This window comes from Acinetobacter pecorum, from assembly GCF_014837015.1.
Classification (GTDB): domain Bacteria; phylum Pseudomonadota; class Gammaproteobacteria; order Pseudomonadales; family Moraxellaceae; genus Acinetobacter; species Acinetobacter pecorum.
This window is the reverse complement of sequence record NZ_JACSPT010000003.1, coordinates 149,606-161,385: the sequence shown is the minus strand read 5'-3', so window position 1 is coordinate 161,385 and position 11,780 is coordinate 149,606. Positions and strand designations below refer to the sequence as shown.

Annotated in this window: 14 protein-coding genes; 8 read left to right on the top strand and 6 right to left on the bottom strand. The window is 45.0% G+C overall.

Going from position 1 to position 11,780, the window contains the following annotated elements:
- Positions 1-5 precede the first annotated feature (5 nt).
- The 3 genes from H9629_RS03855 to H9629_RS03845 all read left to right on the top strand — a co-directional run bounded on the left by H9629_RS03855 (position 6) and on the right by H9629_RS03845 (position 1,754).
- The gene (locus H9629_RS03855) at positions 6-299 is read left to right on the top strand and encodes a cold-shock protein (protein WP_064096452.1); all 294 of its coding nucleotides are present in this window, start codon (positions 6-8) and stop codon (positions 297-299) included.
- A 202-nt stretch (positions 300-501) separates the two neighbouring features.
- Entirely contained in the window at positions 502-861 is a 360-nt protein-coding gene (locus H9629_RS03850) for a hypothetical protein (protein ID WP_191730566.1), read from the top strand.
- Positions 862-1,031: 170 nt separating this feature from the next.
- Positions 1,032-1,754 carry a cold shock domain-containing protein gene (locus H9629_RS03845; RefSeq protein WP_191730565.1) on the top strand — a complete coding sequence of 241 codons (723 nt, stop codon included), beginning with the start codon at positions 1,032-1,034 and terminating at the stop codon, positions 1,752-1,754.
- A 42-nt stretch (positions 1,755-1,796) separates the two neighbouring features.
- On the opposite strand, the gene gigC is transcribed toward H9629_RS03845, so the two are convergent.
- The gene (gene gigC, locus H9629_RS03840; protein ID WP_064096449.1) at positions 1,797-2,675 is read right to left on the bottom strand and encodes a LysR family transcriptional regulator GigC; all 879 of its coding nucleotides are present in this window, start codon (positions 2,673-2,675) and stop codon (positions 1,797-1,799) included.
- Between the two features lie 85 nt (positions 2,676-2,760).
- Between gigC and H9629_RS03835 the strand changes: the two genes are divergently transcribed.
- Positions 2,761-3,522 (top strand): ferredoxin--NADP reductase, encoded by a 762-nt coding sequence (locus tag H9629_RS03835; RefSeq protein WP_064096448.1) that lies wholly within the window; start codon positions 2,761-2,763, stop codon positions 3,520-3,522.
- A gap of 71 nt (positions 3,523-3,593) precedes the next feature.
- On the opposite strand, the gene H9629_RS03830 is transcribed toward H9629_RS03835, so the two are convergent.
- From H9629_RS03830 to H9629_RS03810, 5 genes are all read right to left on the bottom strand, one after another.
- Complete coding sequence (locus H9629_RS03830) at positions 3,594-4,319, bottom strand: amino acid ABC transporter ATP-binding protein (protein ID WP_171254964.1); 726 nt, start codon at positions 4,317-4,319, stop codon at positions 3,594-3,596.
- Positions 4,320-4,333: 14 nt separating this feature from the next.
- Positions 4,334-5,017 carry an ABC transporter permease subunit gene (locus H9629_RS03825; RefSeq protein ID WP_064096446.1) on the bottom strand — a complete coding sequence of 228 codons (684 nt, stop codon included), beginning with the start codon at positions 5,015-5,017 and terminating at the stop codon, positions 4,334-4,336.
- Complete coding sequence (locus H9629_RS03820; RefSeq protein WP_064096445.1) at positions 5,017-5,760, bottom strand: amino acid ABC transporter permease; 744 nt, start codon at positions 5,758-5,760, stop codon at positions 5,017-5,019. Before H9629_RS03820 ends, H9629_RS03825 begins: the two co-directional genes overlap by 1 nt.
- A 62-nt stretch (positions 5,761-5,822) precedes the next feature.
- Positions 5,823-6,755, bottom strand: a complete 933-nt coding sequence (locus H9629_RS03815; protein WP_064102492.1) for a transporter substrate-binding domain-containing protein — start codon at positions 6,753-6,755, stop codon at positions 5,823-5,825.
- Positions 6,756-7,032: 277 nt separating this feature from the next.
- Complete coding sequence (locus H9629_RS03810; protein ID WP_064096443.1) at positions 7,033-7,455, bottom strand: hypothetical protein; 423 nt, start codon at positions 7,453-7,455, stop codon at positions 7,033-7,035.
- A 149-nt stretch (positions 7,456-7,604) separates the two neighbouring features.
- Here H9629_RS03810 and eat point away from each other — a divergent pair, with 149 nt between their 5' ends.
- The 4 genes from eat to H9629_RS03790 all read left to right on the top strand — a co-directional run bounded on the left by eat (position 7,605) and on the right by H9629_RS03790 (position 11,749).
- Entirely contained in the window at positions 7,605-9,047 is a 1,443-nt protein-coding gene (gene eat / locus H9629_RS03805) for an ethanolamine permease (RefSeq protein ID WP_191730564.1), read from the top strand.
- A gap of 25 nt (positions 9,048-9,072) precedes the next feature.
- Positions 9,073-10,458: an ethanolamine ammonia-lyase subunit EutB gene (locus H9629_RS03800; RefSeq protein WP_064096441.1), complete on the top strand. Its 1,386-nt coding sequence runs from the start codon at positions 9,073-9,075 to the stop codon at positions 10,456-10,458.
- 9 nt (positions 10,459-10,467) lie between these two features.
- Positions 10,468-11,283, top strand: a complete 816-nt coding sequence (eutC, locus tag H9629_RS03795; RefSeq protein ID WP_064096440.1) for an ethanolamine ammonia-lyase subunit EutC — start codon at positions 10,468-10,470, stop codon at positions 11,281-11,283.
- Positions 11,284-11,422: 139 nt separating this feature from the next.
- Complete coding sequence (locus H9629_RS03790; RefSeq protein WP_064096439.1) at positions 11,423-11,749, top strand: hypothetical protein; 327 nt, start codon at positions 11,423-11,425, stop codon at positions 11,747-11,749.
- Positions 11,750-11,780 lie beyond the last annotated feature (31 nt).

The window sequence follows — 11,780 nt, the reverse complement described above, 5'->3', positions numbered from 1 at the left end:
ACAGCATGAAAGATGAATTGTATCAGGGCAAAATCAAGAAGTATGATTCTGCCAAAGGTTTCGGTTTTATTGGCTGCACTGAAGGAGATGTCTTCTTCCATATTTCAGACTTCCCTGCAGCAGAAGGGGAACCAAAACGCAATGAACGCGTGAAATTTAATGTGGTTGAAAATGGCGACAAATATAAAGCGATCAAGATTGAACGTGTCGAAGACAAATCAAAGAAAGCTAAAAAATCTAAGGTTGCTGCACATAACCAGTCAATTACTTCTGCATTATTATCAAACCTTAAGCGCTAGTCTGCGATGGGTAGGGCTAAATAAAGAGGCATTCGTGCCTCTTTATTTATATAAGAATTTGTCAGTGGCAGGTTTAAAGCAGGCTTTGTAACCTAAAGCCTGCTTTTCTTTACGCAAACAATAAAATTTCCACCAAAGCTCTACAATCCTCCCTATTTCTCCTCAATTAAAATACATTTGTTGATTAATAGAGATAAATGTCATGTTTAAGGATGGAAAAATTAAAGCTTATGATTGCGAAGGTGCTTTAGGTATTCTGGAGATCACAGGAGAAGCTCAAGAATTAGGTTTTAAGCTACAGGATTTACCTTCGCCTGAAATTGAACCACAAATCGGAGAGCGACTTAAATTTAGAGTCATTGTCGACCAAGGTCAGATGAAACTGGACAATATGGTGCGCCTTGATATTAAAGTGCAGGATGAGTTTGTGCCAGATATTGTTGCCTTACAGTCCTTGGCACCAACAGTGTCTGTTCCGCTACGCAATTCAATTTTCTTTAGTCCAACATTATGGCTGGCATTGGTATCAGCTGTTGGTTTTATGATTTTTGGTGAAGTTTAAAGTTACGCTAGAGAGTGCCTATTTTCTATTTTTAACTTGGAATTTATCTATTCTTCAATTTTAACAGGCACCTTGCGGTGCTTTTTTGTTTCAGCATCAAAAAAATCAAGAAAGCTTTATAGTCTCTTTTTCATTACAATTATTAAAAATATTAAAGATAAGAGTGAATTATGTTTCAAGAGGGGAAAATTAAAACTTTTCACGAAGAGCGTGGTTTTGGTTTTATTCAGATCGAAGGGCAATCTAAAGATTTATTTTTTCATGCCACAGACTTTCCTAATAAAAATATTCCACCAGGAATTGGGGAAAAATTAAAGTTTCTGATTGTAGAAGATAATGGAAAGTTTAAGGCAGACCATATTGTTCGACTGGATATTAAATCAAAGGTAGCTGTTGAGCAGAATGATGATCAGTATGAAGATCCTGAAATACATACTTCCCCACATTATGAAAAGGCAAAATCATCGACTACATCAAAAATAATTACACTATCAGGGCTGTTTGTTATTTTGACCCTTGCTGGTCTTGTTTATAACCAATACCAAAGCTACCAAATTCAAAAACAGCAAAAGCTGGAAGAATTGATATTAGAGCAGCAACGAATTGTCGCTGAGCAGCGAGCAGCGCAAGGCGATCTGCCTATACAAGGATTATCGGAGCAGGGCCGGAAGAACTTGGAAAATCACGGGACTGATCTACGAAGTCAAGTTAACTCCGTCAATCTGAAAACTTCAGAAATGACTTCGCCATCTGTTTCTCAATTTAAATGCGATGGTCGAGAACACTGTAGTCAGATGAGTTCTTATGAGGAGGCATTATTTTTTATTCGTAACTGCCCAAATACTAAACTGGATGGCGACGGCGATGGTATTCCATGTGAAAGTCAGTTTTAATGAGTCATAAAAAAAAGCACCTTCAGGTGCTTTTTTTTATTGTTAGCTTTCACAAAAATTCATAAAGGCTTTTAGCCCTGGGCCCTGATATTTCTGGCGATGCACCAGCATAAATAGCGGACGAGTCAACGACCAGAATGGGGTATCCAGAATCACCAATTGACCTTTTTCACGTAATGGTTCAATCGCAAGTTTGGAAATACAGGACATGCCAATTCCACCTGCTACAATTTTCAAGATGGCTTCATTATGACCGAGAGTGAGACGAATGCTGGCATCCGGCACATCTTTTAAAATGGCATTGTCAAACACTTCACGGGTACCTGAACCTTCTTCACGCAAAATCCATTCCACAGATTTGAAGTCTTCAGCGGTCAGCTCACGGTTCAATTGTGCAAGGGGATGATCCGGTGCACAGCATACGGCCAGCTCATCATCACGCCAATGGATACATTGTAACTGCGGAAGATGACAGGAGCCTTCGATCAGGGCAAGATCCAGCTGGAACTGATTTACCGCTTCAATCATTTGACGGGTATTGCCGACCTGAAGCTGTAAATGGGTTTGTGGCTGAATTTTTAGGAAATCGGCCATCAGGTCAGGAATCAGATAATCTGAAATCGTCAGAGTTGCGCCTAAACGTAAATCGATACTTTGCAGCTCGCCTTTGGCGACTTGTTCAAACGATTCACAACGACCTAAAATTTCCAGGGCTTGAGGGAGAAGAAAGCGCCCTAGATCATTCAGCTGTAAGCGTTTGCCCAGACGGTCAAATAGTGGAGCACCCAGACCATCTTCCAGATCTGCTAACGCCATACTAGCCGCACTTTGTGTAAGCTTGACGGCATCGCTAGCCTTCGTTACGGTACCCTCTTGTGCCACTGCTACAAAAACAGCCAATTGGCGTAAAGTCATGCGCATGAGTAGAGCCTTAACATTTAAAAAATATTAATAAATTATGCTGCCATGCTACCATGAGCACAGTCTTTCATGCCACGTTGAAATCATGTCAATTGAAAAATTTACCCAAGAAAAAGTTTTATCTGTACATCGTTGGACCAATACATTATTTAGTTTTACGATGACGCGCCCGGCACATTTCAAGTTTACGGCCGGACAGTTTGCGCGTATTGGCCTGCAGGTGGGAGATGAACTGGTAGTTCGTGCCTATTCAGTGGTTTCATCACCTTTTGATGAAATCCTGGAGTTTTTCTCGGTAGTCGTACCCGAAGGTAAATTTACTTCCAATTTACAGCATCTCAAAGTCGGGGATGAGCTGTTTCTGGAAAAAATTTCTTATGGCTATCTGACTCTGGCACGTTATCAGTTGCCTTTACCGAAAGACCTGTGGCTAATGGGTACTGGGACGGGTCTGGCACCATTTATCTGCATGTTGCAAGACTTTGAAACCTGGAGCAAATACGAAAAGATCAATCTGGTTTATAGTGTACGCACCCGGGATGAACTTGCTTATATAGAGCGGATTCAGGAAATTGCCCAGACCTTTGGCGAAGGGCATAGCGGTTTTAAATTTATCCCGGTGATTACCCGTGAACCTGATGCACCTTTGCACGACCGTTTGCCGGTCCTGATTGCCAATGGTGAACTGGAAAAGGTAGCGGGTTTAACGTTTAATCCGGAAACGACCCATGTCATGCTTTGCGGTAATCCGGAGATGGTGAACGACACCAAAGAAGCTTTAAAGGCCCGTGGCCTAACCATGAACCGCCGTGGTGAAGGAAATATTGCAGTAGAAAATTACTGGTAAGCAAAAAGCTTAGACTCAAAGCTCCTTCTGAAAATTGAAGGAGCTTTGAGATGAAAGATGACGAATAAAGCTTAATGCAAAATCTTGTTCAGGAATTGCTGGGCACGCTCACCACGCGGTGTATTGAAGAAATCGTCCTTACTGCAATCTTCCACAATTTTACCTTGATCCATAAAGATTACCCTATTTGCGACTTGTCGGGCAAAGCCCATTTCATGCGTAACACACATCATGGTCATACCTTCTTGGGCCAGTCCGACCATGACATCGAGCACTTCATTAATCATCTCAGGATCAAGTGCAGAAGTTGGTTCATCAAATAACATGGCAATCGGATCCATACTCAGTGCACGGGCAATCGCAACACGTTGCTGCTGTCCTCCAGAAAGTTGTGCCGGATATTTATTGGCTTGCGCACTTAGGCCGACACGATCCAAATAGGCAAGACCTTTCTGTTTGGCTTCGGCTTCAGAACGGCCTAATACCTTGATCTGGGCAATGCTCAGGTTCTCGGTAATGCTGAGATGCGGGAACAATTCAAAATGTTGGAAGACCATGCCGACGCGACTGCGTAATTTATTCAAATTGGTTTTCGGATCATTAATTTTAATCCCATCGACCAGAATATTGCCTTGCTGGATAGGTTCTAGGCCATTGACGGTTTTAATCAGGGTGGATTTTCCTGAGCCTGAAGGACCGCAGACAACGACAACTTCACCTTGCCGGATCTGCGTCGTGCAGTCAGTCAGTACTTGAAAATCTTTATACCATTTACTGACATGCTGGAGGTCAATCATGACTTTGGCTTCGTTCATACAGTTAACCTCCGCTGTAATTTTTTCACGATATACGTGGCAATCAGGCTAACGGTGAAATACACCAAGCCGGCAAAAAGAATATATTGGGTCAGTAAAGACATCAGGTCCCCCCGGACATAGCTGGTACGGAAAAAGTCCAGCAGGCCAATGGCATAGACCATGGTCGAGTCCTGAAACAGAATAATAGTCTGTTGTAATAACAGCGGTGTCATCTTGCGAAAGGCTTGAGGCAGAACAATCAGTCGCATGGACTGGCCATAACTCATCCCCAGTGCAGAGGCAGCATCGGTTTGACCCTTCGGAATGGACTGAATCCCGGCACGGACAATTTCCGAAAAATAGGCGGCTTCAAACAGCATAAAGGCGACAATACTGGATACCAGGGCTGTATCCATAGTCAGGTATTTGCCAGTCAGCCCGGTATAGATAAAGGGCACAGCAAAATAGAACCACATCAGCACCAGCAGCAGGGGAATGGAGCGAAACAGATTCACATAGCCTTTGGCAAGCCATTTCAATACCCGGATTGATGACAGCCGCATCAAAGCAAGCAAGGTACCAATCAGAATCCCGCCAACCGTGGCAAAACATACAACTTTTAAAGTGATACTGAAACCATGCCAGAGTGCTGGTGCGGAAAGCTGTAAATCCTGAAAAAATGCAGTGAACCCTTCCATTATTTCACTCCTGCAATTAGTCCAGGTACCTGAAAGCGCTTTTCCAGAAAATTCATGAAACTGATTAAGCAGACATTAATCAGGATAAAAATCAGGGTGACGTAGGTGTAAATCTCGATGGTATTCTGGGTGTATTCACTGATGGTTTTCATCTGGGAAATGATTTCTGCAACCCCGACCAATGAAGCCACCGAGGTATTCTTGACGCAGTTGGTCAGTTCAGAACTGAGCGGTGGCAAAATCAAACGGAAAGACTGCGGTAAGATCACATAGCGATATAATTGTGCAGTGCTAAAACCCATGGCATAGCCGGCATTGACCTGTCCGCTTGGAATAGCTTCAATCCCGGTACGTACCTGTTCGCAAACCCGCGCTGCGGTAAACAGCCCCAAGCCGATACTGGCAGAAATTAGTGCCGTGGTATTGGCGCCTAAATCATTGATCCACCAGTTATGAATATAGCTGGGCAGAAAGTTGGGCACCACATAAAACCAGATAAATAACTGGATCAGTAAAGGCACATTACGGAAAATGGTCACATAGGCCGTTCCAATAGCCCGAGCTGTAGGACTGGGTAAGGTCCGCATGATGCCTAAGAGGCTACCCAGCAGCATGGCAATTGACCAGGCGACAATCGCAATCACAGCCAACCAGCCGATACCCGTCATGATCCAGTTCAGATAGGTGGTATCCCCAATCCCGGTCGGTTGCAATAAGACACCCCAATTCCAGCTATAATTCATCGCAACTCCAACAAAGATCCTTAAACATATTAGGCTTAAGTAAGGTGGATAAGATTCAATGCTTATTGATCACGGTCATGCGGGTTGCTGATCAAATTTTTTAACGCATCAGACATGGCATAGTTCAAGTTGATATTCTTAGGTGGAATAGGCGACTGGAACCATTTTTTATACATATTGTTGATTTCACCGGAGCTATACGTGGCTTTAATAGCATCATCCACAACCTGCTTAAACTCGGGGTCACCCTTACGCAGCATACAGCCATAAATTTCATGAATCGGGGCAGTGCCAACAATGTGCCACTTCTCCGGATTTTTAGCCTTGGATTTTTCTCCGGCCAGCAGAATGTCATCCATCATGAAGGCTGCAGCCCGGCCATTTTGCAGCATTAAAAAGGATTCTGCATGATCTTTGGCAGAAATAATTTCACCAATACCCAGTTCTTTTTCGTGCTGGCGGATATAACGTTCAGATGTGGTGCCGGCAGTGGTGACGACCTTTTTACCTTTAAGATCGCTAAAGTCCTTGATTCCGGAATCGGTTGCGGTTAACAGGCGGGAACCCACTTCAAAGAAGCCGACTGAGAAATCGACCTGTTGCTGACGTTCTTTGTTGTTAGTTGTCGATCCACATTCCAGATCAACCGTACCATTGGAAACCAGAGGAATCCGATTCTGGCTGGTTACCAGGTTATAACGGATTTTTAGATCAGGCATGTTCAGCTTCTGTTTGACGGCTTCGACCACTTTTAGTTGCAGATCATGCGCATAGCCGACGGGTTGATTCGGGTTGTCGGCAATATAGGAAAATGGAATCGAGGAGTCGCGATAACCTAAAACAATGGTGCCGGACTGTTTGATTTTATTGAGTGTGCCGGAAGCCTTCTCGCCGCTTTGCTGAGTATTTGGCGCCTGATTATCACTACAGGCACTCAGTCCCAAGATCAGCGGGGTGGCACACAGCAAGGTAGCCAATTGAGATTTTAATTTCATCGTAAAACTCCATTTTTCCATTATTATGATCGAGCCTATTTTTGTGCTAAGACTGTATTAAGATTATTGCTATAAAGTCTAAATGCTCGTTTATATTCATCTTAGTGGATAATTCCAGCAGGACTCAAGCTGAATTTATTGCTGAAATGTTACTGACTTAAAAAGAAAACCTGGTGGATCAGGGACAAGATGCAAATAGGTATGAGGCTTAGGTTCAAAAGACGAAAAAACAATAAGTCATAAAAAACCTCCATTGCGGAGGTTTTTTGTTTCAAGCTTAATGTACAAACATATCCATGGATTCACGGATTTCCTGAATGGCGGTTTCGACATCGGAGCTGAGCCAGGTCGGTTCAAAGAATCCTGCATAGTGCTCAATACGGTCTGCAGGCACGACCAGACGCACTGGACAGTCTTCTTCCAGTAAGCGCCACGGAATAATTGGCACTTCATTATCCAGCCATGCCGTTACATCTCGAATATCGATAATCATTGCATTGACACAGTCCGGAAAAGGCATCACGGAAAATTCCTCGGTACGACGACGGAAATATTCCAGATCCTGCCAGCGAAGCAGGAAGCTTGGCTTGCTGAATTCAATAATTCCAATCAGATGCTGATCGCGGCTGTAGTGCAGCATGCATTGATGTGTGACGTCAGTATCAAGATCAAGCGATACACTTTGTTGACGATACGCCATATAACTCGGGTGTATAAATGAAAAGGTGGATAATTATAACGCATTTCATCGCTGAAAGGCAGCGTTCCGGATGTCTTCGCTGTAGCTCCCGTAACTGGTACGACTTATGCATATTTTCAGGGAACAACGATAAAAATAACGAGGTTGCTATGTCAGAATCAAAAAGTGTGATTGATACCGGTGTGACTGAAACAGCAGTACAGGAAGATTATTTTGCCTTGCGACAGCTCAAGAAAGGTGCTGTAGGCTGGTTGCTTCTTGTTGGTCTGGGGGTCGCGTATGTGATTTCCGGTGATTTTGCCGGCTGGAATTTCGGTCTGGCACAGGCGGGCTGGGGAGGTATGTTTATTGCGACCATTGTAGTGGCATTCATGTATCTGTGTATGTGCTTGGCCATGTCTGAAATGTCCACCATGCTGCCTACCGCCGGTGGGGGATACAGTTTTGCCCGGACTGCTTTTGGTCCCTTTGGCGGCTATCTGACCGGAAGTGCCATCCTGATTGAGTATGCCATCGCTCCGGCAGCAATTGCCTGTTTTATTGGCGCCTATTGCGAGGCCTTGTTTGGTATTGGCGGCTGGATCATTTATCTGGTGAGCTATCTGGTTTTTATGGGCTTGCATCTGAAAGGTGCAGGTGAAGCACTCAAAATCATGTTTGTGATCACCGCCATTGCCGCGATTGCCTTGATGGTGTTTATCTTTGGCATGTTGCCCTATTTTGATAGTGCAAACCTGTTTGATATTGCAGTCAGTACGAAAGCAGTTGGTGCAAGCAGTTTCCTGCCATTGGGTTATCTGGGTATCTGGGCAGCAGTGCCTTATGCGATCTGGTTTTTTCTGGCAGTTGAAGGGGTGCCACTGGCAGCCGAGGAGGCCAAAGAGCCAGCCAAATCCTTGCCGCGTGGCCTGATTGGTTCCATGCTGATTCTGGCATTCTTTGCCCTGAGTATTTTGCTGCTCGGTCCTGGCGCAGCAGGTGCAGATACGCTGAAAGATTCTGGTGCACCACTGGTGGATGCCTTGGTTGCAGTGTATGGCGCCAATACCTGGATAGCAAGTTTCGTGAATTTTGTCGGGCTGGCGGGTCTGATCGCCAGTTTCTTCTCGATTATCTATGCCTATTCCCGTCAAATTTTTGCACTCTCACGTGCCGGTTATTTACCGAAAAAACTGTCCTTGACCAACAGCAATCATGCACCTTATTTGGCCATTATTATTCCGGGGATTATTGGCTTCCTGTTGTCCCTTTCGGGTGAAGGTGATCTGCTGATTCTGATGGCAGTCTTTGGTGCCACTATTTCCTATGTGCTGATGATGATGGCTTATATCAAACTTAAACTGTCCCGGCCGAATCTGGCACGTCCTTATCAGGCACCAGGTGGTATTGTCACGGCATCGATTGCTTTAGTGCTTGCAGCCATTGCAGTGGTCGCAGGCTTTCTGGTTGATCCAAAAGTCTGGTTAATGGCAGCTGCCATTTACGTGGCACTGATTCTCTATTTCCTGCTGTATAGCCGTCATCATCTAGTGGCAGGTACACCGGAAGAAGAATTTGCCCGTATCGAGGCAGCAGAAAAGGAATTGAAATAAATTATCTAGCATGGAGAACACGCTTATGCTGTATCAGATCAATGTGGCCAGTCAGTATTATGTTTTTGAGGATTTAAAAACCCTGTTGGCCAAGGCTACGCCTGAACGTTCTGGTGATCAGCTGGCAGGGATTGCGGCCACTGATGCAACCGAGCGGGTCGCTGCACAAATGTGTCTGGCAGAAGTGCCGTTACAGCAGTTTTTGCAAGAAGCAGTGGTTCCTTATGAAAAGGACGAGGTCACCCGCCTGATCATGGATGAACATGATGCTGATGCCTTTTATCCGATCTCGCATTTTACTGTTGGAGATTTTCGTAACTGGCTGCTCAGTGCAGATGCCACCACAGAAAAACTTGCTGCTTTAAAAATGGGTCTGATTCCGGAAATGGTCGCGGCAGTGAGCAAGATTATGCGCAATCAGGATCTGATTCTAGTGGCAAAAAAATGTCGTGTAATCACACGTTTTAGAAATACCATTGGTCTGAAAGGGCATCTTTCCACCCGCTTGCAGCCGAACCATCCGACTGATGATTTGATGGGAATCTCAGCTTCGATTCTGGATGGACTGATGTATGGCAATGGAGATGCGGTCATCGGAATCAACCCGGCGACAGATAATCTGCAGAATTTGACTGAGCTGCTCAAACTGCTCGATCATATTATCCAGGAATATAAGATTCCGACCCAGTCTTGTGTTTTGACCCATATCACGTCCGGCATTCAGCTGGCAAATAAAAATGTTCCGATTGATTTAATGTTCCAGTCCATTGCGGGAACCGAAAAAGCCAATACCGGTTTCGGCATCAATCTGGCGCTGTTGCAGGAAGGTTATGAGGCGACCTTAAGCCTGCAACGCGGCACCGTGGGCCAAAATGTCATGTATTTTGAAACCGGACAGGGCAGTGCCTTGTCTAGCAATGGCCATCATGGCGTGGATCAACAGACTGTGGAAGCGCGTGCCTACGCCGTGGCACGTAAGTTTAATCCCTTGCTGGTCAATACTGTAGTCGGCTTTATCGGGCCGGAATATCTGTATAACGGCAAGCAGATTATCCGGGCCGGACTGGAAGACCATTTTTGTGGCAAGCTGCTCGGTGTGCCAATGGGCTGCGATATTTGCTACACCAACCATGCCGATGCCGATCAGGATGATATGGATGTACTGCTGACCTTGCTTGCCAATGCCGGACTGAATTTTATCATGGGTATTCCCGGTTCAGATGATGTGATGCTGAATTATCAGACGACCTCCTTTCATGATGCGCTCTACATCCGGCAATTACTGGGATTAAAAGCGGCCCCCGAATTTGACCACTGGCTGGAGCAGCAGGGAATTTTGGCGCAACAGTCCAATCAGCTGCACTGGCCGACCGAGCTACCGAAGCAATTTTCACGTCTAATCCTGTCTTGAGGAAGTACTATGAAACTGATTGCCGATGTGAAATTTGAGTCCCAATTACAGGATAATCCCTGGCAGAAATTGAAAGCTTTTACTGATGCACGGATTGCCTTAGGCCGAACTGGTGGCAGCTTGCCGACTCGACCAAGTCTGGAATTTCAGCTAGCACATGCCCAGGCCAAAGATGCCGTACTGAAGCCACTTGATGTTGAATCGTTAAAAGCGGGTTTGAGTAAAACAGGACTAGCCATTCTGGAAATTGACAGTCAGGCGGTAGAGAAAGATCTTTATCTTAAACGTCCCGATCTCGGGCGTGTGCTTTCACAACAATCCAAAACGATGTTGCAGCAATACCGGGCCGAACATCAGCAACATTGGGATGTAGCCATTGTGCTGGGAGATGGGCTGTCGGCGCGTGCTATTGAGGAAAATGCACCTTATTTTGTTCCAGCCTTGATAGACGCTTGCAAGGAGGGAGGCTGGAAGGTTGCGCCCATGGTAATTGCACAAGGCAGTCGGGTCGCTTTAGGGGATGAAGTCGCAGAAATCCTGAAAGCCAAAATGCTGGTTATGCTGATTGGTGAGCGGCCAGGCTTAAGCTCACCAGACAGTATGGGTATTTACTATACTTATAATGCTTTTAAAGGCTGTCATGATGCCTTGCGTAACTGTATTTCCAATGTGCGGCCTGCAGGTCTGGCATATCCAATTGCCATTCAGCGACTGGTGGCATTGATGCGTAAATCCTGCGAACTTAAGCTTTCAGGGGTGCAGTTGAAAGATGAACACCAAACCCCAGTCGATATGCAACATACCTCAGTAAAACGGCTATTTTAACCAAGGCATCAATGAGAGAATTCTGAGGGATTAGTGACTTACATCTCGTCACCATCTCACCATGTTTTGTCACAGAAGCCTTATTCACAGCTTGTTATTCTAAAAATCTACTTATGAATAACAAAGAGTGAGGATGGTTATGGTCGATGATTTCAATAAAAAACCACCTTTGAATCATCAGGCAGACGTGACGCAGAAAAAGCGTATCCCTGTTTATATCTTGATTTTGGTCGGTATTTTTTTACTTGCCCTACTGTTTTATATGTTTTCTGACATGAAGCCAGATGCAAGTGATGCGCCTGCTGGGCATCCAAATCCAAATGTGCAGCCTGCTACCCCAAATAATTCGACCCCAGTCGGTGAGCCTACACAAGGCACTGCTACCACGAATAATGGAACTGAAGCAACTGCAACTGATGGTACAGAAGCAACTGCAACCGCGACTGACGGGCAGGCCACCCAATAACTAAAAATACCTGAAAAGCTCTAGTGAACCA

Coding starts and splice junctions, on each gene's coding strand:
- H9629_RS03855 (WP_064096452.1), top strand. CDS start 6: ATGAAAGATGAATTGTATCAGGGCAAAATCAAGAAGTATGATTCTGCC.
- H9629_RS03850 (WP_191730566.1), top strand. CDS start 502: ATGTTTAAGGATGGAAAAATTAAAGCTTATGATTGCGAAGGTGCTTTA.
- H9629_RS03845 (WP_191730565.1), top strand. CDS start 1,032: ATGTTTCAAGAGGGGAAAATTAAAACTTTTCACGAAGAGCGTGGTTTT.
- gigC (WP_064096449.1), bottom strand. CDS start 2,675: ATGCGCATGACTTTACGCCAATTGGCTGTTTTTGTAGCAGTGGCACAA.
- H9629_RS03835 (WP_064096448.1), top strand. CDS start 2,761: ATGTCAATTGAAAAATTTACCCAAGAAAAAGTTTTATCTGTACATCGT.
- H9629_RS03830 (WP_171254964.1), bottom strand. CDS start 4,319: ATGATTGACCTCCAGCATGTCAGTAAATGGTATAAAGATTTTCAAGTA.
- H9629_RS03825 (WP_064096446.1), bottom strand. CDS start 5,017: ATGGAAGGGTTCACTGCATTTTTTCAGGATTTACAGCTTTCCGCACCA.
- H9629_RS03820 (WP_064096445.1), bottom strand. CDS start 5,760: ATGAATTATAGCTGGAATTGGGGTGTCTTATTGCAACCGACCGGGATT.
- H9629_RS03815 (WP_064102492.1), bottom strand. CDS start 6,755: ATGAAATTAAAATCTCAATTGGCTACCTTGCTGTGTGCCACCCCGCTG.
- H9629_RS03810 (WP_064096443.1), bottom strand. CDS start 7,455: ATGGCGTATCGTCAACAAAGTGTATCGCTTGATCTTGATACTGACGTC.
- eat (WP_191730564.1), top strand. CDS start 7,605: ATGTCAGAATCAAAAAGTGTGATTGATACCGGTGTGACTGAAACAGCA.
- H9629_RS03800 (WP_064096441.1), top strand. CDS start 9,073: ATGCTGTATCAGATCAATGTGGCCAGTCAGTATTATGTTTTTGAGGAT.
- eutC (WP_064096440.1), top strand. CDS start 10,468: ATGAAACTGATTGCCGATGTGAAATTTGAGTCCCAATTACAGGATAAT.
- H9629_RS03790 (WP_064096439.1), top strand. CDS start 11,423: ATGGTCGATGATTTCAATAAAAAACCACCTTTGAATCATCAGGCAGAC.